The sequence below is a fragment of the Bradyrhizobium sp. CCBAU 25338 genome (genome assembly GCF_028128965.1).
In the GTDB taxonomy this organism is placed as follows: Bacteria; Pseudomonadota; Alphaproteobacteria; order Rhizobiales; family Xanthobacteraceae; genus Bradyrhizobium; species Bradyrhizobium liaoningense.
Genome location: NZ_LFKY01000043.1, coordinates 294,998 through 320,157, shown reverse-complemented (window position 1 = coordinate 320,157; position 25,160 = coordinate 294,998). Strand labels below are relative to the sequence as shown.

Here is a 25,160-nt window from a genome sequence, read left to right as displayed (position 1 = left end):
GATGGTTCGTTTTGCGAGCAGGAAGACACGGCAGCATGCAGTGCTCTCGAAGGATTTCGAGCGCGAGCTGACGCGGGAAGTGCTGCGCACCGAGCTGTTGCGGGTGCGGGCGCTGATCCTGACGGGGTGCGTCATGATGTTGTTCCTCACCGTGATCTATTTGCTCGATCCCACCGTGGTGAACCGGGTCTGGCGCGGGACGGAAGGGATCATCCAGGTCTACGGCCTTCTCCTCTGCTTCATCCTGTTCGAGGTCTGGGTCCACACCCAGATCAGGAAGAATCTCCGCCTCGATCGCGACCTGCCGGTGATCAGGCGCTATATCGGCACGCTGATCGAGACATCGCTGCCGACCGTCATCCTCATCCTGCAGATCCGGTCCATGGGCCCGAGCCAGGCTCTCGGTTTCGCAGTACCGCTCATGTACTTCATCTTCATCATCCTCTCGACCCTGCGGCTTGATTTCTGGCTTTCCACATTCACGGGTCTCGTGGCTGCCGCCGGGCTTCTGGCGGCCGCGCTGTACTACAACTTGACGAGCGAGACCGGCGAGCCCCTGATCTACTTCCACGCGGTGCGCAGCGTGGTCATCCTGATCTGCGGCGTGCTGGCGGGTGCCGTCGGAGCGCAATTGCGGCGGCAATTCGCCGCGAGTATCGCGGCAGCGACCGCGCGCGACCGCGTGACGAACCTGTTCGGGCAGCACGTCTCCCCCCAGGTGGTGGAGCGGCTGATGGCCGCCGGAGCCAGCGCGGGCGGCGATCTCCGCCGTGTCGCGGTGATGTTCGTCGATTTCCGCGGCTTCACCGCCGGCGCGCAGTCGCGCACCCCGCAGGAGGTGGTCGATCGGCTCGACGGCGCCTTTGCGGTCCTGGTCGACATCCTCGACCGTCATGGCGGCATCGTGAACAAGTTCTTGGGCGACGGCTTTCTGGCGTTGTTCGGCGCGCCGCTGGAGGCCTCCGACGCTGTACAGCGGGCGGTCGCCGCCGGCCGCGAGATGCTGACCGCCATGGACCGCATCAACGCACAGACGAGTTGGCCGCTTCGCATCGGCATCGGCATCCATTTCGGCGAGGTCGTTGCCGGCAATATCGGCTCGCCCCGGCGCAAGGAATACACCGTCATCGGCGATACCGTGAACTTCGCCTCGCGCCTGGAGGCGCTGAACAAGGAGTTCGGTTCGCAGCTCCTGATCTCCGCATCCGTGCGTGAGGCGCTGGGTGACGACGGCAGCGACGCCGTCGCGCTCGGTGAAGTCGAAGTGCGCGGCTACGTGCAGAAGATGCAGGTGTTTCAGCTGGGGTAGCGCGCATCATGCGTCGCCGCACGCAGGTCTCTTCCATCATCGGCGATTGCTCCGATTGCTCCGAATTTTGGGGCATGACGAGCGAGGCGGCCGGCTTGTAGAGTGCCGGCGAAGCGGCCGGTCGCGGCCGTCACTTGCATGAGGAAGAGACGATGCAGCGCCGCTACGTCACCGTCGACGTGTTCACCGACCGCGCCTTCGGCGGCAACCAGCTCGCCGTGGTGCTCGATGCCGGCGGGCTCACGACCGCGCAGATGCAGTCGATCGCCACCGAGTTCAACTATTCCGAGACGACCTTCGTGCTGCCGCCGCGCGACAAGGCCAACGACGCCGAGGTGCGCATCTTCACCCCGGTTCGGGAGCTGCCGTTTGCGGGCCATCCCAATGTCGGCACGGCCTTCGTGCTGGCAACGATCGCGAAAGAGTCGAAGCCGCGGCTGCTGTTCGAGGAAAAGGCCGGTCTGGTCCCGGTCGATATCGTGCGGGAGCAGGGCAGGGTGATCAGCGCCGAGCTCACCGCGCCACAGAAACTGGCGAGGCTTGCGCAGCTGTCCGCAGCCGACGTCGCCGCCTGCATTTCCCTGGCGGCGGATGACATCAAGACCGATCATCATGCGCCGCAAGTCGTCGGCGTCGGAACGCCGTTCGTGGTGGCGGAGGTGGGATCGCGCGAAGCCGTGCGCAGGGCCAAGCCCGAGGCGGCAGCGTTTGGCCGGATGCTCCCGCGCGACGGCGCTTTCTCGGTCTACTTCTACACGCGCGATGTTCCGGCAGCGGAGGCGCCCTGCGAGCGTCAGGCGCGGATGTTCTTTCCCGGCGCAAGCGGCCTGATCGAAGACCCCGCCACGGGCAGCGCGACGGTCGCGGCCGCCGCGCTGTTCGCCGATCTCGATCCCACGCGTGACGGCGAATTGAAGCTCACCATCGGCCAGGGCTTTGACATGGGCCGTCCGAGCATGCTTCTCACCCGCGTGCGCAAGCAGGACGGCAAGATCGTCTCCGCCCATGTCGGCGGAAGTTGCGTGCAGATGATGGAGGGGACGTTGAGGCTGGAGGGGGAGGGCTGAGGCTCTATCAGCTCGTCATTCCGGGGCAGCGCGTAGCGCTGAGCCCGGAATCCATCGGGCAGCAGAGAGGGTGAAGGAATGGATTCTCAGGTGCGCAATTGCGCACCGTAGCTCGCGCTGCGCGCGCCCCGGAATGACGGCGACGGCTACACCTGCCGTCCCGCCAAATTCCTCACCGTCACCCCGTCGCGCTCCTCGATGATCTCCGCGATCATCTGTCGGTGGCAGTGGGTGTGGTCGCGCTCGTAGCAGAGCAGGCAGACGGGGCCCGCCTTCTTCACCAGCGCCGAGAGCTCGTCCATCTCTTCCCGCGCCTGCGGCGTTTTCAGGTGCTTTGCGTAGATTTTCTCCAGCACGTCGTACTGCCCGCTGCGGGCGGCGAGGCGACCCTCTTTCGGCGTGCCGAGCGCGGCGAGATGGACATAGGCGATGCCGCGCTCGTCGAGGCCTGCCGAAAGCTGCTTCTTGGAAAAGCCCGGCCGGCGCGATGACGTCACCGCGCGCACGTCGACCACGAGCTTGACGCCGGCCTCTTCCAGTTCGTCCAGCACGGCCTTGGGCGGCGTCTGCTCATAGCCGATGGTGAAGAGCTTCCTCGCCTTTGCCATGGGGCCTCCTCAGGTCACGACACGGGAGGTCGTCATGCCCGGGCTTGTCCCGGGCATCCACGTTCTTCGTGCCGCGCGGCAAGTCGTGGATGGCCGGGACAAGCCCGGCCATGACGTGAGGAAGCCTTGGTGCTCCCAATTGGCCATCGCCCGCTCAGCTCACCCGCGCGATCAGTTCCATGGCGCCGGCCGGGGCGCGCACCTTGCCCTCGTGGATGACATAGGCGAACACGTCCCGCGGCTCCTTCGTCGGCTTGCCCGTGTCAACCTTCGGAAGGTCGTCGGGTTCACCGCCCGAAGCCCAGTCCTGGAGGCGCTTGGCCCAGGCATCGAGCTGCTTCGGCGGATAGCAGGTCTTGATCTCGTCATTGCCCTTCTGGAGCCGCGCATAGACGAAATCGCCGGCGACGTCTGCGATGGCCGGATATTTGCCGTGCTCGGCGAACACGACGGGCGTCTCGAACTCGCGGATCAGCGCGACAAAGTCCGGCGTGCAGAAGCTGTCATGGCGCACTTCCACGACATGGCGCAGCGCGCGCCCTTCGAGCTTGCGCGGCAAGAGCTCCAGGAACTTGCCGAAATCGGCGCCGTCAAACTTCTTCGTCGGCGCGAACTGCCACAGCACCGGCCCGAGATGGTCGCCGAGTTCAAGCACACCGGAATCATAGAACCGCTTGATGGAATCGCCGGCCTCGGCCAGCACGCGGCGGTTGGTGGCGAAGCGCGGTCCCTTCACCGAGAACACGAAACCATCGGGAACTTCGCTCGCCCATTTGCGAAAGCTCTCCGGCTTCTGCGAGCCGTAATAGGTGCCGTTGATTTCGATCGAGGTCAGCTTCGAGGCGGCATAGGACAGCTCCTTCGCCTGCGCCAGCTTCTCCGGATAGAACACGCCGCGCCAGGGCTCGAAGGTCCAGCCGCCGATGCCGATGAAGATGTTGCCGGATTTTTTTGACGCGGTTTTTGCTTTGGCCACGGAATTTCTCGCATCGACGGGGAGGGACCCCATCCTAGTCAAACCAGTTGTGATTGGCCAGTTGGCTCGCCCCGTCTAAGCTTGCGCCCGGACCCGCGAAAAAAGGAGAACGAGATGCGGATGCTGTCGGTGGGAGCCGCGCTCGTCATGATGACATCTGCTGCCATGACATGGCCCGCTTTGGCCGATGACGACGACGCGAGAAGCGCACAGAAGCTCGCCCAGCAGGGCCGCGACGATTACTGGCATTGCCTGGCGCGGGAATATTCGCGCGACTCCAATCAAGGCCTGTCGGAGCAGGATTTCGGCCGCTCGGTTGCGGGCGCCTGTCCATCGGAGCGGCAATATTACCGGGTCGCGTTGCTCGACTATCTCACCACGCAGTATCCGAACATCGATGCTGGCGCTCATCTCGCCACCGCGAACAGGGCGGTGGAGGCGGCGCAGAAGGACATCGTGACAGCCTTCGTCAAGCACCGACCGCCCGCCAGATAAGAAGTGGCGAATAGCGAAGGACGTAAGGCCGGTTTCCTCATTCGCTACTCCCCATTCGCTATTCGCCCCCTTTCGGCACCTCTTCCGGCCGCGCGCTCATCCATGGTATCACTCGCCGCATCTGGAGCAGGGATGGACTTGCATGTCGTCTGAGTCGATGGGGGGCATTCTGGGGGCGATCGTCGCAGCGATCGTGCTCGCGGTTGCCGTCGTGTTTGGGCCGATCGGCCAGTACGGCAAGCCGGCCAGGCCGGCGAAGGTCGAGCCGGCCCCTGCGGCGGCACCGGCCGCCCCCGCCGCGCCCGCGCCGCGCGGCCCGATAATCCGGGACGTGCCCAACCAATAGGGCACGAAACTGGGTTTCCGCCCCTTGCGAAGCGCTTCTGCCGTTCCCATCTAGCCTGTAACGGCGACGTTGAGCGAAGAACTCCGTTGCTGGGACGACCTTGGAATAGCTCAGGCCTGCGCCGGATGTACGCGCGGTCTGCCGTTCCGGGGTCGTTGGCATTTTAGGGCCTCTTTTCGGCCGTTCCCCAGAGACCCCGGCTTGGCAGCGCAGGACGCGGCGGATATACGCTGCCGTCATGAACGAAGCGATCAGACCCGGCGCCGACATCCCGCCGCAGGCTCAAGAGGGGCCGGAACTGTCGGTCATCGTCCCGACCTTCAACGAGCGCGACAACGTCACGGTGCTGTACCGGCGGCTGGAGGCGACGCTCGCCAATATCGCGTGGGAAGTCGTGTTCGTCGACGACAACTCCCCCGACGGCACCTGGGACGTCGTGCGCGCGCTGGCGCAGCGCGACAGCCGCGTGCGCTGTGTCCGCCGCATCGGCCGTCGCGGCCTCTCGGGCGCCTGTATCGAAGGCATCCTCGCCTCGAGCGCTCCCTATGTGGCGGTGATCGATGCCGACCTCCAGCACGACGAGACGCAGCTGCCGAAGATGCTGCTGCTCCTCGCCAGCGATCAGGCCGACCTCGTGGTCGGCAGCCGCTACATCGAGGGCTACAAGAGCGAAGGCTTCAACAAGCAGCGCGCCGGAGCCAGTGCGCTCGCGACCGAGGTCGCCAGGAAGATGCTGCGGGTCGAGATCGCCGACCCCATGAGCGGCTTCTTCATGATCCGCCGCGACCGTTTCGAGCAGCTCGCGCCAAAGCTCTCCGTGCACGGCTTCAAGATCCTGCTCGACGTCGTCGCGAGCGCGCACGGCAGCTTGCGCGCCGTCGAGATCCCCTACACTTTCGGTGCCCGCCAGCACGGCGAGAGCAAGCTCGATTCCATGGTCGCACTCGACTTCCTCGGTCTCGTGCTGGCCAAGCTGACCAACGACATCGTCTCGTTGCGCTTCATCCTGTTCGCCATGGTCGGCGGCATCGGCCTCGTGGTGCACTTGACCACGCTGTTCATCGCGCTTCAGCTGTTCAAGGCGCCGTTCCCAGAGGCGCAGGCCGCCGGCGCCATCGTCGCCATGACCAGCAATTTCATCCTCAACAACTTCCTCACCTATCGCGACCAGCGGCTGAAGGGTTTTGCGCTGCTGCGCGGCCTGATCGCGTTCTACATCGTGTGCAGCGTCGGCCTGCTCGCCAATGTCGGCGTCGCCTTCTCGGTTTACGACCAGGAGCCGATCTGGTGGCTGGCCGGCATGGCCGGCGCGCTGATGGGCGTGGTGTGGAACTACGCGATGTCCGGACTGTTCGTCTGGCGCAAGAAATAGCACGCGATGGGCGAGGCCGACGCGCGGATCGTCCGCAACACCGTGCTGTTGATTCTCGCGCTGATCGGATTGCGGCTCGTTGCGGCGGCGTTCACGCCGATCACGTTCGACGAAGCCTATTACTGGATGTGGTCGAAGAATCTGGCGGGCGGTTATTACGACCACCCGCCGATGGTCGCCTATGTGATCCGCGCCGGCACCATGATCGCGGGGGATACCGAGCTCGGCGTCCGCCTCGTCTCGATCCTGCTGGCGCTGCCGATGAGCTATGCGGTCTATCGCTCTGCCGCGATCCTGTTCGGCGGCGTGCGCGTGGCTGCGACCAGCGCCATCCTGCTCAACGTGACGCTGCTGGCCTCCGTCGGCACGCTGATCGTCACGCCCGATGCGCCGCTGCTGGTCGCCTCCAGCTTCGTGCTGTTCTTCCTCGCCAAGGTCCTGGAGACCGGCCGGGGCGCCTGGTGGCTCGCGGTCGGTGCGGCGGTCGGGGCGGCACTGCTGTCGAAATATACCGCGATGTTCTTTGGACCGGCGATCCTGATCTGGCTCGCGTCCGTGCCGAAGCTCAGGCGCTGGTTTCTCTCGCCCTGGCCCTATCTCGGCGGCCTCGTTGCCTTGGCGCTGTTCACGCCGGTGATCCTGTGGAATGCGGACCATCAATGGGTCTCGTTCGCAAAGCAGCTCGGCCGTGCCAGGATCGAGGACTTCCGCCCCGTCTTCATCGCCGAGCTGATCCCGACCCAGATCGCGTTCGCGACGCCGCTGGTCTTCATTCTCGGCGCGATGGGCCTGCACGCGCTGACCTGGCAGCGCGCCGGCGCGCTGGCCTCGCGCGTGCTGATCGAGACGATGTTCTGGACCATCGTTGCCTACTTCGTCTGGCATTCGCTGCATGCCCGCGTCGAAGCCAACTGGTTCGCGCCGGTCTATCCGCCTTTCGTCATCGCCGCGGCGGCCGCCGCCAACCTCGTGCAGTGGAAGCCACGCCAGCGGCGCCTGGTCGATTTCTGCCTGCGGTGGGCGGCGCCAACGGGCATCGTGATGTTTGCAGCCCTGATCGTGCAGGCCAATACCGGCTGGCTGTCCGGATATCGCCGCGATGCCACGGTGCGCAGCGTCGGTGTCGGCTGGCGCGAGCTTGCCGCCGAGATCGAAACGGTGCGCGCGCGCAGTGGCGCGACCTGTGTGCTGGCGCAGGACTACGGCACCACGGGCTGGCTCGCGTTCTATCTGCCGCGCGGCACCTGCGTTGCGCAGCAGACCCAGCGCATCCGCTGGGTCAACATGCCCGAGCCCGATCCCAGGCTGCTCGCCGGCAAGCTGCTCTATGTCGACGAGCTGCGCGCAGGAGGCCATCCCGCCCTCAACGCTCTCTTTGCGCAGGTGACGCAGATCGCGCAATTGCAGCGCAAGCGCGGGCCGCTCGTGGTCGAGACCTACGGCATCGATCTGCTCGAGGGCGCCAAGGACGAGGTGCTGGATCGCTCGCCGCCGCCGGAAGCGCGGTAAGCCCTACTGTCCCCCCATCGTCGTCCCGGCGAACGCCGGGACCCATACCCCCAGGGAGAAGTTTGGCGAAGGCTGTTCGTGGCGGTTTTTCAGTTCGGTACGGCAACCTGCGCTCATCGATAGATCACGCGGTATGGGTCCCCGCATCCGCGGGGACGACGGCGGAGTGTTGGGCCGATGGCAATGGCTATTCAGTCGATCACCTCGGCCTTGGCCGCGGTCTCCTTGGGCGTGTCGTGGTCGCGCCAGAACCAGACCGTCACGATGCCGGAGCGGCCGCGGACCTGGGCGAGCAGGGGCCCGGACAGGACGCCGTCGGGAGCGCCGCTGAAATCGGCAGTGTCCAGCAGCGTATCGCTCAGCGCGAGCTGCGCATCGTTCTGGGCGGCAATCTCCATCAGACGGCTTGCGACATTGACGGTATCGCCTGTCGCCGTGATGTGCTGATGGCTTTCGCCGAGCCGGGACGCGACGATCGGGCCGCGATGCGCGCCGATCTTGAAACCGAGCTGACATACGATCGCCGGCGGCAGCGAAGCGATCCAGCGTTCGAGGCCGCGATGCAGATCGATCGCGCATTTCAGAGCGCGCGCCGCGTCGTCGGGCATCGCGCGCGGCAGCCCGAACAGGATCATCGCGCCGTCGCCGAGAAAGCCGGTGATCATGCCGCCGGAAGCGATCGCGGCCTTGTCGATCAGTGCATGAAACGCCTTCAGAAGATTCCTGAGTTCGTCCGGATCAGTCCGCTCGCTCAGCCCGGTGAAGCCGGAGAGATCGACGAAGACCACGGCTGCATCCTGCCGGACGGGCTTCGACAGGAAGTTCGGATCTCGCGCCAGCCACTCCTGCAGCGCCGGGGCCTGGAATTGCGCAAGCGACCTGCTCTTGGCGGCAAAATATTGCGTGCGGCGGCCTCCGGCCCACAGCTGCACGCCGGCAAAGACCGCAACCGGCGGCATTGCCGCGGCGAGCGTGGTTGCGGCGTTCAGCCAGACACCGTGCGTGAACGCGAACAGGTTGACCCCGGCCCAGGCGATCATCAACGCGGCCGCCGTCATGATGCCCAGCGCGCTACGCCGCCAGGCGAGCAGCCCGACCAGCAGCATCGGCAGCAGGATCGCAGTGAGCGCGTCGGCAATGCGGACCCTGCGGTCGCGCACCATGGCGTCGCCGGCGACGAGATGCGTGATCGCGGTCGAGACCACCTCGACCCCGGGCATCAGGGAATCGAAGGGCGTCGGATAGAAGTCGCCGCCGCCGGCGACCGAGGCGCCGATCACGACGATCCGGTTCTCGATCGCCGCGCGATCGAGCGTGCCGTCGAAAATGCTCTGTGCGCTGACGGTACGGATCGTGCGGCGCGGGCCGTAATAGGTGATCGGCAATGCCAGATCGCCGTCGGTCGGCACCGCGCGATCGCCCAGCATGAGATGGTCCGGCGCGACCGTCAGCGGCTCGTCGAGCGCGCGGGCCGCGACGCGCAAGGGGAACGACAGCTCGACCTTGTCGCGCGTCCGGAACAGCATCGGCACCGATAGTGGTGAGCCCGATTGTCCTGTCGCGACGTTGACGACGCCGACCTCGGCATGTTCGGCGAAGGCGGGCAACGGCTGCAGGAAGCGCTCAGCCTGCGGCAGAACGGCGAGGGGACCTTCGCTGCTCGGATCCACGGTTTCGCTGGCGGTGGGGAAGATCGCCGCCGCGGCGAGCACCATGGGACCGGTGGCGAGCGTGCTGGCGAGCGTGGCATCGCCGATCGCAGCGCTGCGATCGACGAGCAGGAGATCGATCCCGACGACCTTCGGCTTGAACTGCACGATGGTGTCGACGACACGGGCGAGATCGGCGCGCGGCAGAGGATAGCTGCCGCCGCGCTTCACCACGGTGTCGTCGATCGCGACGATGGTGACGAGATCGGGTGGACGCCGCACGCCGCGGGCTTGCGTCCGCCAATCCGTCAGCGTGGCTTCCAGGCGGTCGAGAAAACGCAGACGGCCGTTGGCGTGCGCGGCAAAGATGCCCGCGCCCCACAGCGCGGTGAGGACGAGTGCCACCAGGATCTGAACGCGTCGGCTGCGCATGCGCTCGTTCTGCAATCTTCTATCGAATCCTATGGGCGAGCCTTGTGACCCGGTCTTATTGTCCGAGTCTTGCCATGAGCGCGTCGACGCGCGGCTGGCCCCAGGTCTTGACGGTCAACGGGCCGGTTGCCTCGACATCGACGCCTTCGCCGGGTCCAAGCACGACGCCGCGTCCACGGGCCCTTCGGGTCACGCCGACCCGGCCGTCGGCGACGAACACGGAGGTCTTGGCGTCAGCGACATCGACCGCCCATTTGGTGCCGCGCACCGCGGCGATCGCTTGCGGCGTCAGCACCTTGAACGGATTGCCCCGCGGCTTCCGGGGCACCTCGACCAGCAGGGCTTTGCTGCTCAACTCCACGGAGTCTATATGTCCGTCGCGGTTGGCGTCCTTAAGTTCAAATTTGGCGCCATTTTCCGCAACGATGGTGATGCCGTTGTCGCAGCGCCAGGTCTGCGTACCGGCGGCCGACGGCGATGCCGTGCAGCCCAAATCGGCACCCGGCTGTGCAGTCGCAGCTCCAATCAACATAAACGACCCCGCCAGGGTGAAAAACCCTGCGCGCGCGATCCCTCTCATGCCAGCCTCCGTTTGCGTGCGCGGCACAGTTCAGGGCAAGTCGATACGGTACCGTATCACGCGCAGAGGCTGCTGAAAAGTGCCGAGATAGGAGCTACTTGCTCGTGGCGGCGATTTCCAGAACCGACGTGATCAACTTTCGGTCACGGCGCGGTGCCGCGTGAGGGGCGCGGCCCACGGACGCGGAGCCCACCAGCCTCGCGCAACGCTTCCGCGCTACGGTCAGGGCCAGTTGGCGACCACGAAAATGACGTTGTTGAATGTCTCGTGGTTGCGGCCGCAAGCGTCGAAGAACCGACGTGAACCGGTCGAGAAACATGGTTAACAGATTCGAGTAAGTCCGTAGTCCTGCGGGCTTTTTCTCGAAACGGGACAGCGTTAACGCGTTGCCCCACATCCGCCCGAACTTAATCTGCATTTAACTAAAAGTCGCCTTAATGACGCTCCGACCCTCTGCGAGATGCTGTTCCCGGATCGTGACCAGCGGCACTTCGAAGGGGGACTGAGTGACACCGTCCTGGACGCAAGGCGAATGAGTACGAGTATCGCTGCGCAAAGTATCGCGGCACGGAAGTCCAAAAATCCTGGCAAGAATTCTCTTCGGAAGCCTTCCCGGAAAATGACCACGGCCAATTGGCTGGGCACCGCGGCGATCGGCTGCGTCCTGATGGGCGCCGGCTGGATCATCTACACCAACATTCTCGGCGCGAGCGTCTACCCGACCGTCGGCAGCATCGGCTACGACGAGCCGGTGGTCAGGCGCGCACCCAAGGTCGTGCTGCGCGAGGCCGGCGAGGCAATCAGGGAAACCTTCGCGCTGCTGCCCGACCGGCTCCAGGTCGCAGCTCCGATCTCGCGCGAGATGTTCAACGAGCGCTTTGCCGCGGCCGCGACGCAAGGAGTGCCATCGAACGCGGCGAGCGCAGCGCCCCCGACCCAGGTTGCGCTGGCCAGGGAAACTTCGAAGGACGCCCCGAAGCAGAGCGTGGTCGCGAGGGTCGCCGACGCGCTGAAGCCGGCAGCCAAGGCCACTGACAAGACCGCGGACAAGGCCAAGCGCGCGCCCGATGCCCAGATGCAGCTGGCCTCCGCCGATCCGGCCCAGATCGTGCCGGCGCCCGAGGCGCAGCCGAAGTCGTTCGCCGATCGCGCCAAGGCCGCGGTGATGTCGATCACCGGACCGCGCCAGTCGATGGTGGAAAAGCTCTGGGGCAAGCGCGAGCCGTCCGGCGGGCTGCTCGCCTACGCCTCGGCCGATGCCAGCGTGACCGCGTCCATTGCGCCGAAGGAGCAGAACCCGATGCTCGGCGGCGCGCCGCCCTATGAGCGCGACACCGCGGTCTACGACATCACCGCCAAGACCGTGTATCTGCCCGACGGCACCAAGCTCGAGGCGCATTCGGGCCTGGGCTCCAATCTCGACGATCCGCGCTCCTCGAAGATCCGCATGCGCGGCGTGACGCCGCCGCACATCTACACGCTGAAGCCGCGCGAGGCGCTGTTCCACGGCGTGCCGGCGCTGCGCCTGACCCCGATCGGCGGCGAGAGCGCGATCCACGGCCGCGACGGCCTGCTCGCGCATACCTTCATGCTCGGGCCGAACGGCGACTCCAATGGCTGCGTGTCGTTCAAGGACTATTACGCGTTCCTCGACGCCTACCGCAACAAGGGCATCCGCAAGCTCGCGGTGCTGGCGCGGGTGGAGTGAGGCGCGCTCACGCCGCCATCGCCTTGCGCAGCGACATCTCGGTCGCGATCGCGCCCCGCACGGCCGGTCGCGCCTGCATCCGTTCGAGATAGGCCGACAAGGACGGCCATCGCGCGATGTCGATCCCTGCGGGACGGAGCAGCAGCAAGGCCCAGGTGAGATGGGTATCCGCGACGGTGAAGCCGTTGCCGACGAGGAATTCGCGGTCCGCCAGATGCGCTGCCGGCACCGACAATGTCTCCGTGATCCGTGCCCGCGGCTTGGCGAGCGAGCCGTCGTCCTTGTACCAGAAGGTCGGAAACAGGAACGCCTTGTGGATCTCGGCGCCGATGAAGCTCAGCCATTCCTGCAGGCGATAGCGGTCCGGATGGACGAAGCCGGTCGCGAGGCCCGCCTCCGGCTTCACATCGGCGATGTATTGCAGCACTGCTGCGCTCTCGGTCAGCCGCTCGCCGTTCTCCAGCACCAGGACCGGCACCGCGCCTTTCGGCGACACGGTACGGAAATCGCTGCCGTCGTCCACGACCTGCTTGGTCCAGATATGGGCGAGGTGATACTGCGCCTCGATCCCGGCCTCCATCAGTGCGATGCGGCTCGAGAGCGAGCAGGCCATCGGGAAGAAATGGAGACGCAGCATCGCATGCTCCATCAAGTCAGTGCTTCGGCCTGCGCGATGATCGCGAAGCGGTCCGACAATTCGGCCAGCGCGACCTGATGGATCGTCCGGGCGTCCAGCGTGCCGCCGCGGCCGTCGGGCAGGTCGCGGGTGGCGCAGGCGTCGGCCGCGATCGTCGTGCGCAGGCCGAGGTCGAGCGCGGCGCGGGCAGTCGAACTGACGCACATATGCGTCATGAAGCCGGCCAGCACGATGTTCTTGAGTCCGGTCGCGGTCAGCCGGGCCTGCAGGTCGGTGCCGGCGAAGGCATTCGGCAGCGCCTTCTCGATCACGAGCTCGCTGGCGAGCGGCGTCAGGCGCTCGACGATCGCGCCGCGCGCGGCCTCGCGGTCGAACAGGCCGCCGGCGCGGCCCTTGTGCGCGACATGGAAGATCGCGGCTCCGCTCTCCCGTGCGCGCGCGAGCAGGCGCGCAGCCGCGGCGATCGCGGGCTGCGCATCGGGCAGGGCCAGCGGACCGGCGCAATATTCGTTCTGGATGTCGATCAGCACGAGGCAGGCCTCGTTGAGCTTCGGCGGATTGAGATCGGCGCCGGCGAGTTCGAGCAGGGTCTTTGGAGCGGTCATGCTGGTCAGGCCTTCCAGGGGATGTCGGATGAGGCGACACTAGCGCAACCGAAGCCTGCCATTGTGCAGGAATATTGCGGCATATGGCTGCGAATTTGCAGGAAGCGCCGCCGCCTGCTAGGCTTGCGGAATGAACTGGGACGACCTGCGCATCATCGCCGCGGTGAGGGACGAGGGCACTTACGCCGGCGCCAGCGCGCGGCTGCGCATCGACGAGACCACTGTCGGCCGAAGGCTCGCGCGCATCCAGCGCGACCTCGGCGTGCCGCTGTTCGACGCCGTGGACGGGCTGCGCCGGCCGACGCGACACTGCGAGGCGGTGCTCGAGCATGTCGGTGCGATGGCGGCGCATGCGGCGGCGATCGACCGCATCAAGGAGAGCCAGCCCGGCCCGGTCGGGCGGCTGCGCATCGCCTCGACCAATGCGGTCGCCGAAGAGCTGCTGGCGCCGCATGCGGCCAGCTTCCTGCGCGATCACCCGGGGCTGACGCTGCAATTCCTCACCTCCAGCGGCAACGTAAAATTCTCGCGCTGGCAGGCCGATCTCGCCATCCGCCTGCGCAAACCGGAGAAGGGCGACTTCACCATCTCCAAGCTCGGCGAGGTCAGGCTGTATTTCTTCGAGCCCGCGGACCGCAGCGGAGCCGAGCCGGTCGCGTGCGTCTATCCCGACGAGCTCGATGCGATCCCCGAGCAGCAGTTCCTGCGTGCCAAGCGGCTGACGAACGTGCGCTGCGTCACCGACAATGTCCGCATCATCCGCACCATGATCCAGTCGCATCAGGCCATCGGCGTGCTGCCCGAGCACAGCTGCGGGCCGCTGCTCGCCGACCGCAGCCTGCGCGCCACGCTGCTGCCGAGGCGTCGCGACGTCTGGCTCCTGGTGCAGAACCACCTCAAGCGCGATCCTGCGACCCGCGTGACGATCGACTGGGTACGTCACTGCTTCAGGGATTTGTCGCACGGCTGACCGCTGGCGACGTTCATGGCCTCGCATTGAACGCGGGCCGCGCGACGTGCGACCAAATTCGCAAGTTCGCCGGGGATTGCACGCGCGCGCAGGTTGCGTAATCTCGCGACGACTACGTCTTTGAACAGGGCAGCTGCATGACCACTCTTGAGCAAACGATCCGTCCCTCGGCACGATCGCGGGAATGGAAGGCGATCGTCATCCTGATCCTGCTGATCCCGGTGCTGTGGTCGCCGCCGTTCCTGTTTCGATACTTCCTGTATCAGCCGTTCAACATCCCCTCGAATTCGATGGCGCCGACGCTGATGGTCGGCGACTACGTCTTCGCGGCGAAATATGCCTATGGCTACGGCCGCTATTCCTTCCCCTTCGCTTCGTCCTGGATCTCAGGTCGCGTCTTTGCCGCCGAGCCCGAGTATGGCGACCTGGTCGTTTTCCGAACGCCAAGGGATACCTCCGTCGATTACGTCAAGCGCGTGGTCGGGCTGCCCGGCGACCGCATCCAGATGCAGCAGGGCCGGCTCATCCTCAACGACCGTCCGGTGACGCGCGTCGCCCTGAAGGAGGCACAAGCCGGCGCCGCCTGCGGAGGCGATGACGAAGCGAAGGTCAAGCGCTGGCGCGAGACGCTGCCGAACGGCGCGAGCTATGTGACCTACGACTGCGCCGCCGACAATGGCTTCCTCGACAACACCAGCGTCTACGCCGTGCCACCAGGTCATTTCTTCGTGCTCGGCGACAATCGCGACAATTCCACCGACAGTCGCATGGCATCCGCGATGGGCTTCATCCCGATGGACAATCTCGTCGGCAAGGTAACGCGGATCCTCTGGTCGCTCGACGATGACGGCGAGCCGCGCTTCGAGCGGTTGGGGAAAGTGGAGTGAGGCCCCGTCATTCCGGGGCGCGGCCACTTGGGCGCGAGCCCGGAATCCATAACCACAGGCCTTAGTTGGCTATCCCAGGATAAAGATCATCCCAGTTTGGGTTCTGCTCCTCGATCAGCCGCGTCTTCCAGTCGCGACGCCACTTCTTGAGTTCTTTCTCGCGGGCGATGGCGGTCACTGCATCGTCGTATATCTCGAACAAGACGAGCTTCGAAACGTCGTACTTCGTCGTGAATCCGGGAACGGCTTTGGTCTTGTGTTCGTACACCCGACGAACGAGATCGCTGGTCACGCCGATGTAGAGCGTGCCGTGCTTCTTACTTGCGAGGATGTAGACATAGTAGGCCATTCCATCCGCCGGTGGTTATGGATTCCGGGCTCGGCGCTGCGCGCCGCCCCGGAATGACGAATCCACCATCATCTTAGCGTGTATCACCTGAAAACAAAAACCCCGGCATCGCTGCCGGGGTTTCGCATATCTCGACTTTGCCTGAGAGGCTGGATCAGAAGTCCATGCCGCCCATGCCGCCGCCCGGAGGCATCGCCGGACCGGCGCCGCCCTTCTTGGGCAGCTCGGCGACCATGGCTTCCGTGGTGATCAGGAGCGCGGCAACCGAGGCTGCGTTCTGGATCGCGGTGCGGACCACCTTGGTCGGGTCGATGATGCCCTTCTTGACGAGGTCGGCGTATTCGCCGGTCTGGGAGTCGAAGCCGTAATTGTAGGCCTTGTTCTCCAGGATCTTGCCGACGATCACCGAGCCGTCTTCACCGGCGTTGATCGCGATCTGGCGGGCAGGAGCCGACAGCGCCTTGCGCACGATCTCGACGCCGGTCTTCTGGTCGTCGTTCTTGGTGCGCAGACCCTTGAGCTGCTCGGAGGCACGGAGCAGGGCGACGCCGCCGCCCGGGACGATGCCTTCCTCGACAGCCGCGCGGGTCGCATGCATCGCGTCATCAACGCGATCCTTGCGCTCCTTCACCTCGACCTCGGTCGCGCCGCCGACGCGGATCACTGCGACGCCGCCCGCGAGCTTGGCGAGACGCTCCTGGAGCTTCTCGCGGTCGTAGTCCGAGGTGGTCTCCTCGATCTGCGCCTTGATCTGGGCCACGCGCGCCTCGATGTCGGCCTTCTTGCCGGCGCCGTTGACGATCGTGGTGTTCTCCTTGTCGATCATCACCTTCTTGGCGCGACCGAGCATGTTGAGCGTGACGTTCTCGAGCTTGATGCCGAGATCTTCCGAGATCGCCTGGCCGCCGGTCAGGATCGCGATGTCCTGCAGCATGGCCTTGCGGCGATCGCCGAAGCCCGGAGCCTTGACGGCCGCGACCTTCAGGCCGCCACGCAGGCGGTTCACGACCAGGGTCGCGAGGGCTTCGCCTTCGACGTCCTCGGCGACGATGACCAGCGGCTTGCCGGTCTGCACCACGGCTTCGAGCAGCGGCAGCAGCTCGTTCAGCGAGGAGAGCTTCTTCTCGTTGATGAGGATGTAGGCGTCGTCCATCTCAACGCGCATCTTGTCGGCGTTGGTGACGAAGTAGGGCGAGATGTAGCCGCGGTCGAACTGCATGCCCTCGACGACGTCGAGCTCGGTCTCGAGCGACTTGGCTTCCTCGACGGTGATGACACCCTCGTTGCCGACCTTCTTCATGGCGTCGGAGAGGAACTTGCCGATCTCCTGGTCGCCGTTGGCCGAGATGGTGCCGACCTGGGCGATCTCGTCGTTGGAGGTGACCTTCTTGGAGTTCTTCTGGAGGTCCGCAACGACGGCCTCGACCGCGAGGTCGATGCCGCGCTTGAGGTCCATCGGGTTCATCCCGGCGGCGACCGACTTGGCGCCTTCGCGCACGATCGCCTGGGCCAGCACGGTGGCGGTGGTGGTGCCGTCGCCGGCCGCATCAGCGGACTTGGAGGCGACTTCGCGCACCATCTGGGCGCCCATGTTCTCGAACTTGTCCTCGAGCTCGATCTCCTTGGCGACGGTGACGCCGTCCTTGGTGATGCGGGGAGCGCCGAACGACTTGTCGAGCACGACGTTGCGGCCCTTCGGGCCGAGCGTCACCTTCACCGCGTTGGCGAGAATGTCGACGCCGCGCAGCATCTTGTCGCGCGCATCGACCGAGAATTTGACTTCTTTGGCTGCCATCTGGAATTTTCCTTGGAATGATTTGACTGGAGGGAGAGGGGGCTCTTAGGCCGCCTTCTTCTTGGACTCGCTGACCTCGAGAACGCCCATCACGTCGCTCTCCTTCATGATCAGCAGGTCCTGGCCGTCGATCTTGACCTCGGTGCCGGACCACTTGCCGAACAGCACGCGGTCGCCGACCTTCAGGTCGATCGGGATCAGCTTGCCGGACTCGTCGCGGCCACCCGGGCCAACGGCGACGACTTCGCCCTGGGAGGGCTTTTCCTTGGCAGTGTCGGGAATGATGATGCCGCCAGCGGTCTTCTCTTCTGCGTCGATGCGCTTGACCACGACGCGGTCGTGAAGCGGACGGAATTTCATGCAGTCCTCCTAAGCAATTGCACGTGTTGAGGATTTTAAGATTGTTAGCAGTCGTTGCCCGCGAGTGCTAGCACAGGCGAGGCTGAGATAAGCCAGGAATTTTGCGGGGGCAAGGCCTTCTAGCAGAAAAATTAGCACCCGAAAGCGCGGACTGCCAGAATCTCTTTGCCATCGTTAACCGACGCCGGGCCCGTATTAGCACGGAGCTGTATCTGCTGCTAACGCATTGAATTTCAACAGCTTGTTAAACTTTTGGGCTTGAGATGGGTTGTCAGTTTGCGTCACATTTCTCTGATGTGAGCGCGTCGTTTCCGGGTGGCTCCCGGGGCACCGATCAAGCCACCCCCTGAATGCGCTCCTGCAAAGGAGGTTTGGCATGGGACTGCGGAGTGGGGGCGTTTCCGAGGATTTCCGGAAACAGATGCTGGGTTACGGGCTGACGACGGCACAAATTCTCTATCGGATGCCGGATCATCCGTCGCTGCTCCAGACCTACGTCTGGCAGAACTACGACATGTTTCCGAAATTTCCGGCGCTGAAGGATTTCCTGGCGTTCTGGCAGGAAAAGCTCGACGGCCCCCTGCATTCGGTCACGGTGGCGCATTCCAAGCTGATCAAGCCCGCCGAGCTGCGCGCCGTGGATGGCGTGTTCCGGCTGCATTGAGCCAGAGATCAGGCGCCACCGCTGCAATAGCGTATCCACATCGCGCGATAGGCGTCGTCTACGGCGCGCGCATATGAGATGGGGTTGCCGGCGGCCGCAGCGTTGATCTGTGCGGGCAGTTCGCGGCGCAATCGATCGAGATCGCCGATCCGCGCCGCGCGGCCGACTGCGATCTCGACATATGCCTCATCGCTGTCCGCCACCCAGTCCGGCAAGCCAAGCGCGGTGAGGATGGCGCTGGCGGCCCGGCTGGGCAGACTGCTCCCGAGCTTCGCCACCACGGGCACCCCCATCTGCAGGGCTTCCAATGTGCTGACGCCGCCGTTCTGTGGGAACGGGTCGAGCGCAATGTCGACGCGATTGAACGATGCCAGATGTTCGCTCCGCAAGGTGGCTCCGAGCAGATCGACGCGTTCGGCCGGCAATCGACAAGCCGCAAATCGCGCCAGCAGCTTGTCGCGGACCAGTCGATCGTCCAGAGCAACATCCTTGATCAGCAGTCGCGAGCCAGGGACCCGCTCGAGAATCCTGGACCAGACTTCCGCAGCCTCGTCCGAAATCTTGCTGATGCGGTTGAAGACACCGAACGTGACGAAGCCGTTCGAGAGCGCTGGCGCCTGCGCCCGCGCAATCCCGGCCGGCAGCGGCGCCAGCGTCACGAAGCATGGCAGGTCGACAACGGTCTCCGCAAACAAATGCCGAACCGCGGCAGGAATCGCGACCGGATCCGAGAACAGATAATCGATCGTCGGCAGCCCGGTGCCGGTGCCGTGGCCCCAGCCGTGCACCTGGATCGGTGCCGGCTTGCGCGCAAACACGCCGAGGCGGTTTCCTCTGGTGTGGCCGGACAGGTCGATCAGGATATCGACGCGATCGGCGCGAATCTGAGCGGCGAGGCGATCGTCGGTCCATTGCGAGGCGTCACGCCAGCGGTCGGCGATCCCCTGAAATTCGCTCGTCGTCGCATCCGCTTTCGACGAGCAGGAGTAGCACACGATCTCGAACTGCGCGCGGTCATGGTGTTGCAGCACGGGCTTGAAGATGAACGCAGCCGAATGCGCGTTGAAATCCGACGAGACATAGCCAAGCACCAGACGGCGATCCGGATCGCGGTTGTTGTCGTGGGGCGCCGCCATCTCTGCAGCGATCTTCGCTCCGATCCGTTCCCACCAGATTTGCCGCGCTTGCTGATGCTGTTCGACGCTGGCGTCCGCCACGAAATCGAGCGTGAATATCTTGCTGGAGATCGCGCTCTGGAGGTCAGGCTGGATGTCAAGGGCTCTGTCGAAACTGACGAGCGCTTCGTCGACCCGGCCAAGTCCGGCGAGACAAAGGCCCAGCACCAGGTGAGCTTGAGCGGAATCGGGAGCGATCGCGAGAGCCCTCTCGCAATCGGCCATTGCCGGGGCAATTTGCTGGGTCTGGAGCAAGACATTGGCGCGCCAGAGCCATCCGTTCACGTCGTCGGGCGCCAGGGCGATTGCCCGATTGCAATCCGCCATGGCCTCGTCAAATCGCTGAAGCTCCCGCAATGCGACGGCGCGGTTCGCCAGCGCCGCGGCATAGTCGGGCTTGATCGAGAGCGCGCGGTTCAGGCTTGCAAGAGCCTCGTCATAGTTGCGCAGGCGGCAGAGCGCAGAGCCCCGGCCGTTGTGGGCTTCGGCGAGGTTTCCGTCCATTGCGAGCGCCCGATCGTAGCTCTCGAGCGCTTCGAGGTGCAGATCAAGCGCCGCGTTAGCGTTGCCGAGATTGGACAGGGCCAGGGCGTAGTTGGGCTTTAAGGCGAGTGCCTTTCGATAGCTTACTCGGGCCTCATCGTGGCGTTTCAGCCCGTTGAGCGCGACGCCCAGGCCCATGTGAGCTTCGGCAGATCGTGGATCCACGGCAACCGCCCGGCTCAGCAGAATTTCAGCCTGCTGATAGTTCTTGGCATCAGACTCCAGAACGCCGAGCATATGCAGCGCGATGAATTGATTGGGCGCGATCTGCAGGAGTTGTCGATAGGCGGCTCGGGCTTCGGAGAGAAGTCCCTTCTTGTGCAACTCGAGTGCGTGCCCGAGCAATGGCAGCACTTCGGCTTTTTGCCGTTTCTGAAGCCGGGCATTTTGAAATGCACGCTGACCGACGCTGCTGCCCATGAATCAATTCCCCCAGATCTCCCGGCGAGACTAATTCAGCGAGAGAATGAATACGAGACGATGGCCGCTCGCCACGACAGCTTGGGACAAGCTACGACCGGTTGGGTTCGTCGAGCTCATTGCACCAAGCCCCGCAATTGCTGCCTCGCCCAAGACTGGGTAATCTGCCTTCGGGTTGTTCCCGTCAGGCGGGCGCGGCCCGGATCAGGGAGGCAGACAATGGCCAAGCAAAAGGCATCAAGACCCGCAACGAAGACCGCGGTGAAGAAGCGGAGCGACGTGAAGGCAGCGGCGCGATCCTCGGCGCGCAAGGCGGTGAAGGCGAAGGCGCGCACCGTCGCTCCGAAGAAGCCCGTGCGGCCGAAGCAGCGTATCGTCGTCAGCCATCACCGCGAGGAAGACTTCAAGGCCGACGGCCTGCGTGCCTATGCCAAGTACCGCGATCTCGGCATCGCCGACGCGACCCATGGCCTCGCGCAGGCGCACGTGATCCGGCTGCAGGGTCCGTGCAATCCCTCGGAAGTGTCGAAGCTCCACTATCACGACGTCGAATTCCAGATGGTCTACGTGCTCAAGGGCTGGGTGAAGACCTATATGGACGGGCAGGGCGAGACCCTGATGAAGCAAGGCAGCGCCTGGACCCAGCCGCCGAAGATCAGGCACATGATCCTGGACTATTCGGACGACGTGGAGCTGCTGGAGGTGATCCTGCCGGCGGAGTTCAAGACGGTGGAGCTGAAGGCTTGATGTCATTCCGGGGCGCGGGTAGTGCGAGCCTGGAATCCATTTCACTCTTTGTGTTGCGGCCCGATTTGTGCGTGTCGAATGGAGCGCTATATGATTCCGCCACAAGGGAATGATTGCATTGTATGTGGCACAGCTGATGCGGCTGCGTCGAGTGCAGGAAGCAAGACCCAATATAAGTGTCGTCGATGCGGCACGTTCGTCCTTACGCGTTCAGCACAGCTTGAACTACCCGAAAAGCTCGGCAGCGATATGATTCGGAGGTCCAAGATGAGCCACGCGCTTCGCCGAGCGCAAGATTCGCAGGGCTTCGACGTTAAGCCGATTCAGACTTATGACCTAGAAAGCTACTGGTCGCTCGATAGGCTTCCCAATCCAATCGAAGCCACTAACAATCTGGTGCTCTGGCTTGGCAAGCACCAAGTGTATCTTCGCGCTTTATTGTTGCGGATTTGAGCCACGCGAATCTCGGCGCGTATTGGGATGCCGGTTTTGCGGAAGGACTCAGTCGGCCAGTTATATATACTTGTGAAAAGTCGATGTGGGATCAAAAGAAGACGCATTTCGACACCAACCACATGCTCACAATTATTTGGCAGGATTCGAATCGAAAGAGTGCAGAAGGTCAATTAGTTGCCGCGATCAGGGCGACGCTTCGGTCGGAAGCCATCCAAACGGACGCGAGCCAATCTGGATAGCGAGACACCAAAGTCGGCTGGCCAGACTAGGGCGCGGACTCATAACGCGCGGCCAGCCAGAGGCGGATAGATGCGAGCTGGACGAAGGCAAGGTAGTTTCCTGCAAGTCTGTCGTAGCGTGTAGCCACCCGGCGGCATTGCTTGATCCTGTTGAAGAACCGTTCGACCTGGCTGCGAGCGCGATAGAGGTACGGACTGAAGCAGATCGGACCGCTGCGATTGCTTTTCGGCGGGATGTTTGCCCAAGCGCCTTTCTTCATCGCAAGCTCTCTGATCCAATCGGCATCGTGGCCACGGTCGGCAAGCAACATTGACCCCGACTTCAGATGAGAGAGCAGTTTTCCGGCAAGTCGAACGTCGTGCGCCTCGCCGGGGCTCAACGCAAGCCGTACGGCAGACCATTGCTATCGACCACCGCGTGGATTTTCTCGTCAGACCGCCGCGTGACCTTCCCATCGATTGGCGCTGGTTCTTTGTGATACAGGCCCCATGCTGATGCACGCGGACAATAGAGGTGTCGATCATCTGGACAGCTGCATGATGGGCAGCGGCAAGTGCGTCTATGATACGGCCCCAGACACCAGCCCGCCGCCAACGGACGAAGCGATTGTAGCAAACATCCCGGGAAGATCACGCCAGGGAGCTCCTGATCGCAGGACCCAGAAGATGCCATTAAGGACACGTCGGTCGTTCACCCGAGGAACGCCACGCGGCTTGTTGGGCAGCATAGGCTTGATGGCGATCCATTCATGATCGGCGAGTTCATAGCGCATGATTCGAGCTCCCAGTTTGGTAGCTTGAATCACAGGGGGCTGGCCGGACACAACGCTCCCAGGCAGGCCTCGGTTGGACGCTTACGAGGTAGAGGCGGACATAGGCCAGCCGACCATCTCCGCTGAACTGTCGTCCATTGTGGACGACAGTGTCGTTCTTCCTTCTTGTGGGCTAGGCGCGGGATGCTAGATTTGTGCGTCGCAGCTAACCATCTCCGCTATTGTAAACTCGATATCCAAATTGGGGGAACGATGAAAAGGACAATTACGGTCGCGATGTATCTTTGGGCCGGGGCATTTGCTTCAGATGCGCTTGCGGGACCCGCAGAAGAGGCCAATGCGGTAATTGACAAATGGTCGGCTACTTACACTGCAAATGACCGCGACGCGCTCGTCGGCCTATATGCTCCCGATGCAGTCCTGCTAGGAACGACCAGCCCTGTGATTTCCGAGGGTACAGAGGGCATACGGAAATACTTCCAGGAATTGCCAGGCAGTGGTCGAAAGAATGTGATCGTCGAGCGACGAATGATCATCCTGAGCGAGACATCCGTGGTGGGGACAGGTTTCTACAATTTTGCCCGAGCCGCGGAAAACGATACTCCCCGCCCATCTCGATTTACCTTCGTGGTTGTCAAACGCGACGGTCGATGGGTGATTGCTCACCACCATTCATCGCCGCTGTCATCCTCTCGGCAGTGATTTCCAATTTTGGTCGGTGATCGTGACGTCCGGCTTTGGCCCATCGCGACACGTTGCGCTGCGGCACGAACGTGGTCGCCATAGGAGCAAAGGGGACGTGTCATCAGTCACATGACGCCACCGAGTTTATAGGTACACGGCCTAGTCGACTAGCCCGGGAGATGCTGCGTATTCGGCGGACGCATTTTCCGGGATTGCGCGGCGCTCCATCCGGGCTACGGGCATCACCACGGGTGTCACGCGATGACCCCCACCACCGCTCCCATCAGACACGTCGTGAGCGTCCCCGATACGATCGACTTCAGGCCCAGTGCGTTGATCTCCTCGCGCCGCTCCGGCGCCATGACGCCGAGGCCGCCGATCATGATGCCGAGGCTGGCGAAATTGGCGAAGCCGCACATCGCGTAGAGCATGATCAGGCGCGAGCGCGAGTCGAGCGCGCCGGGTGGCAGCTTCGAGAAGTCGACATAGGCGATCAATTCGTTGAGCACGGTCTTGGTGCCCATCAGGCTGCCGGCGGTGATCGCCTGATCCCACGGCAATCCCATCAGCCAGCACACCGGCGCCATGACGAGGCCAAGCAGGCGCTGGAGCGAGATCGCGGCGCCGCCAATGTTCGGCAGGAGGCCGAGCATGGCGTTGACGAGATAGACCAGCGCCACCAGCACCAGCAGCATGGCGACGATGTTGAGCAACAATTCGAGGCCGGCAGTGGTGCCCTTCACGATCGCGTCCATCGTGCCGGATACATTCATCTCCGGATCCTCCAGCGCGCCGCCGGTGCGCTTGTCGGAGGTCTCGGGCAGCATGATCAGGCTGACCAGGATCGCGGCCGGCGCGCCCAGCACCGAGGCGATGACGAAATGCGCGGCGGCGTCGGGGATGAGGGGAGCAAGCAGCGTCGCATAGAGCACCAGCACCGTGCCGGCGATGCCGGCCATGCCGCCGGTCATCACCAGGAACAACTCGCTGCGGGTCATCTGTGCCAGATACGGCCGCACGAACAGCGGTGCCTCGACCATGCCGAGGAAGACATTGGCGGCGGTCGACAGTCCGACCGCGCCGCCGACGCCGAGCGTGCGCTCGAGCAGCCAGGCCAGGCCGCGCACGATCGGTGGCAGCACGTGCCAATAGAACAGCAGCGTCGTCAGCACGCTCATGACCAGCACGATCGGCAGCGCCTGGAACGCCAGGATGAAATCGGCACCGGGCACCTTCAGATCGAATGGCAGGGCGCCGCCGCCGATATAGCCGAACACGAAGGCGGAGCCGGCGCGGGAGGCCGCCGAGATCGCGCCGACCGCGTCGTTGATGGCACCGAACGCATGCGCGACGACCGGCAGCTTCAGCAGCAGGACCGCGGTGACGAAGGTCGCGGCGAGGCCGATCGCCGCCTGGCGCAGCGATACCGCGCGACGATTTTCACTGAGCGCCCAGGCGATCAGCAGCAATGCGAAAATGCCCAGTGCCGATTGCAGCCGCAGCATGATGTTCCCAAACCCCCAATGATTATGGCCGGGCAGGCGCTGCAAAGGCAATGCCGGCAAGCGGCAGAGGGCGTCCTGCTGTTGACAAGCAGGTCCGCCTCAGCCACGCGGGGCGGCGAGATCAGGGCCCAAACCGATTAGGGTGACCCAGGGGACGACGCCAGAGCAGCCAACAGATCGCGATCGCGCTGCTCTGGATGAAGCTATTTCCGACGCTGCGAAAGGTGGAGCGCCTGGAGTAGGGGACGACCGGCGGCGACACCGTTTCCGGATTGCTAACGCCGCCACGGGCTTTTTCCG

The 25,160-nt window shown here is 64.2% G+C and carries 24 protein-coding genes and 1 pseudogene; 13 read left to right on the top strand and 12 right to left on the bottom strand.

The window, feature by feature from the left end:
- Position 1 precedes the first annotated feature (1 nt).
- Both ACM42_RS35125 and ACM42_RS35120 read left to right on the top strand, forming a co-directional pair.
- Entirely contained in the window at positions 2-1,309 is a 1,308-nt protein-coding gene (locus ACM42_RS35125) for an adenylate/guanylate cyclase domain-containing protein (protein WP_271533709.1), read from the top strand.
- 152 nt (positions 1,310-1,461) lie between these two features.
- Positions 1,462-2,376 carry a PhzF family phenazine biosynthesis protein gene (locus tag ACM42_RS35120; RefSeq protein WP_271532844.1) on the top strand — a complete coding sequence of 305 codons (915 nt, stop codon included), beginning with the start codon at positions 1,462-1,464 and terminating at the stop codon, positions 2,374-2,376.
- A gap of 146 nt (positions 2,377-2,522) precedes the next feature.
- Here ACM42_RS35120 and ACM42_RS35115 read toward each other — a convergent pair whose 3' ends face one another.
- Together ACM42_RS35115 and ACM42_RS35110 are read right to left on the bottom strand one after the other, a co-directional pair.
- Positions 2,523-2,984, bottom strand: coding sequence for a DUF488 domain-containing protein (locus tag ACM42_RS35115; protein WP_271532842.1), 462 nt, complete (start codon positions 2,982-2,984; stop codon positions 2,523-2,525).
- 154 nt (positions 2,985-3,138) lie between these two features.
- Complete coding sequence (locus ACM42_RS35110) at positions 3,139-3,960, bottom strand: DUF72 domain-containing protein (protein ID WP_271532840.1); 822 nt, start codon at positions 3,958-3,960, stop codon at positions 3,139-3,141.
- Between the two features lie 114 nt (positions 3,961-4,074).
- Between ACM42_RS35110 and ACM42_RS35105 the strand changes: the two genes are divergently transcribed.
- From ACM42_RS35105 to ACM42_RS35090, 4 genes are all read left to right on the top strand, one after another.
- On the top strand, positions 4,075-4,455 hold the full coding sequence (locus tag ACM42_RS35105; protein WP_271532838.1) for a hypothetical protein: 381 nt from the start codon (positions 4,075-4,077) through the stop codon (positions 4,453-4,455).
- Positions 4,456-4,597: 142 nt separating this feature from the next.
- Positions 4,598-4,801, top strand: a complete 204-nt coding sequence (locus ACM42_RS35100) for a hypothetical protein (protein ID WP_271532836.1) — start codon at positions 4,598-4,600, stop codon at positions 4,799-4,801.
- 238 nt (positions 4,802-5,039) lie between these two features.
- Positions 5,040-6,173, top strand: a complete 1,134-nt coding sequence (locus ACM42_RS35095) for a glycosyltransferase family 2 protein (protein WP_271532834.1) — start codon at positions 5,040-5,042, stop codon at positions 6,171-6,173.
- A gap of 6 nt (positions 6,174-6,179) precedes the next feature.
- Positions 6,180-7,682, top strand: coding sequence for a glycosyltransferase family 39 protein (locus ACM42_RS35090; protein ID WP_271532832.1), 1,503 nt, complete (start codon positions 6,180-6,182; stop codon positions 7,680-7,682).
- 191 nt (positions 7,683-7,873) lie between these two features.
- Here the strand turns inward: ACM42_RS35090 and ACM42_RS35085 are convergent, their stop codons facing one another.
- Both ACM42_RS35085 and ACM42_RS35080 read right to left on the bottom strand, forming a co-directional pair.
- Positions 7,874-9,763 (bottom strand): CHASE2 domain-containing protein, encoded by a 1,890-nt coding sequence (locus ACM42_RS35085; RefSeq protein ID WP_271532830.1) that lies wholly within the window; start codon positions 9,761-9,763, stop codon positions 7,874-7,876.
- A 55-nt stretch (positions 9,764-9,818) separates the two neighbouring features.
- A complete protein-coding gene (locus tag ACM42_RS35080; RefSeq protein WP_271532828.1) occupies positions 9,819-10,343 on the bottom strand; it encodes a FecR domain-containing protein in 525 nt (174 codons plus the stop codon).
- A 619-nt stretch (positions 10,344-10,962) separates the two neighbouring features.
- Between ACM42_RS35080 and ACM42_RS35075 the strand changes: the two genes are divergently transcribed.
- A complete protein-coding gene (locus tag ACM42_RS35075; RefSeq protein ID WP_271532826.1) occupies positions 10,963-12,051 on the top strand; it encodes a tlde1 domain-containing protein in 1,089 nt (362 codons plus the stop codon).
- A 7-nt stretch (positions 12,052-12,058) separates the two neighbouring features.
- On the opposite strand, the gene ACM42_RS35070 is transcribed toward ACM42_RS35075, so the two are convergent.
- Positions 12,059-12,688, bottom strand: coding sequence for a glutathione binding-like protein (locus tag ACM42_RS35070; RefSeq protein ID WP_271532824.1), 630 nt, complete (start codon positions 12,686-12,688; stop codon positions 12,059-12,061).
- A gap of 11 nt (positions 12,689-12,699) precedes the next feature.
- Entirely contained in the window at positions 12,700-13,293 is a 594-nt protein-coding gene (locus ACM42_RS35065) for a cysteine hydrolase family protein (protein ID WP_271532823.1), read from the bottom strand.
- A 130-nt stretch (positions 13,294-13,423) separates the two neighbouring features.
- Here ACM42_RS35065 and ACM42_RS35060 point away from each other — a divergent pair, with 130 nt between their 5' ends.
- Positions 13,424-14,263, top strand: coding sequence for a LysR family transcriptional regulator (locus ACM42_RS35060; protein ID WP_271532821.1), 840 nt, complete (start codon positions 13,424-13,426; stop codon positions 14,261-14,263).
- A 137-nt stretch (positions 14,264-14,400) separates the two neighbouring features.
- A complete protein-coding gene (gene lepB, locus ACM42_RS35055) occupies positions 14,401-15,150 on the top strand; it encodes a signal peptidase I (protein WP_271532819.1) in 750 nt (249 codons plus the stop codon).
- A gap of 61 nt (positions 15,151-15,211) precedes the next feature.
- Here lepB and ACM42_RS35050 read toward each other — a convergent pair whose 3' ends face one another.
- The 3 genes from ACM42_RS35050 to groES form a co-directional block, all read right to left on the bottom strand.
- Positions 15,212-15,499 (bottom strand): GIY-YIG nuclease family protein, encoded by a 288-nt coding sequence (locus ACM42_RS35050; RefSeq protein ID WP_271532817.1) that lies wholly within the window; start codon positions 15,497-15,499, stop codon positions 15,212-15,214.
- Between the two features lie 154 nt (positions 15,500-15,653).
- Entirely contained in the window at positions 15,654-17,294 is a 1,641-nt protein-coding gene (gene groL, locus ACM42_RS35045) for a chaperonin GroEL (protein ID WP_035696468.1), read from the bottom strand.
- A 45-nt stretch (positions 17,295-17,339) separates the two neighbouring features.
- The gene (gene groES / locus ACM42_RS35040; RefSeq protein WP_024340799.1) at positions 17,340-17,654 is read right to left on the bottom strand and encodes a co-chaperone GroES; all 315 of its coding nucleotides are present in this window, start codon (positions 17,652-17,654) and stop codon (positions 17,340-17,342) included.
- Positions 17,655-18,030: 376 nt separating this feature from the next.
- Between groES and ACM42_RS35035 the strand changes: the two genes are divergently transcribed.
- A complete protein-coding gene (locus tag ACM42_RS35035; protein WP_028177340.1) occupies positions 18,031-18,318 on the top strand; it encodes an usg protein in 288 nt (95 codons plus the stop codon).
- An 8-nt stretch (positions 18,319-18,326) separates the two neighbouring features.
- Here ACM42_RS35035 and ACM42_RS35030 read toward each other — a convergent pair whose 3' ends face one another.
- Positions 18,327-20,456 carry an O-linked N-acetylglucosamine transferase, SPINDLY family protein gene (locus ACM42_RS35030; protein ID WP_271532813.1) on the bottom strand — a complete coding sequence of 710 codons (2,130 nt, stop codon included), beginning with the start codon at positions 20,454-20,456 and terminating at the stop codon, positions 18,327-18,329.
- 219 nt (positions 20,457-20,675) lie between these two features.
- On the opposite strand from ACM42_RS35030, the gene ACM42_RS35025 reads away from it, so the two are divergent.
- Both ACM42_RS35025 and ACM42_RS35020 read left to right on the top strand, forming a co-directional pair.
- On the top strand, positions 20,676-21,203 hold the full coding sequence (locus tag ACM42_RS35025; protein ID WP_271532811.1) for a cupin domain-containing protein: 528 nt from the start codon (positions 20,676-20,678) through the stop codon (positions 21,201-21,203).
- A 267-nt stretch (positions 21,204-21,470) separates the two neighbouring features.
- Entirely contained in the window at positions 21,471-21,656 is a 186-nt protein-coding gene (locus tag ACM42_RS35020; RefSeq protein ID WP_271532809.1) for a hypothetical protein, read from the top strand.
- 268 nt (positions 21,657-21,924) lie between these two features.
- Here ACM42_RS35020 and ACM42_RS35015 read toward each other — a convergent pair.
- A pseudogene (locus ACM42_RS35015) lies at positions 21,925-22,671 on the bottom strand (IS5 family transposase).
- Between the two features lie 252 nt (positions 22,672-22,923).
- Between ACM42_RS35015 and ACM42_RS35010 the strand changes: the two are divergent.
- Positions 22,924-23,373, top strand: a complete 450-nt coding sequence (locus tag ACM42_RS35010) for an SgcJ/EcaC family oxidoreductase (RefSeq protein WP_271532807.1) — start codon at positions 22,924-22,926, stop codon at positions 23,371-23,373.
- A 236-nt stretch (positions 23,374-23,609) separates the two neighbouring features.
- Here ACM42_RS35010 and ACM42_RS35005 read toward each other — a convergent pair whose 3' ends face one another.
- Positions 23,610-24,860 carry a NupC/NupG family nucleoside CNT transporter gene (locus ACM42_RS35005; protein WP_271532805.1) on the bottom strand — a complete coding sequence of 417 codons (1,251 nt, stop codon included), beginning with the start codon at positions 24,858-24,860 and terminating at the stop codon, positions 23,610-23,612.
- Positions 24,861-25,160: the final 300 nt, after the last annotated feature.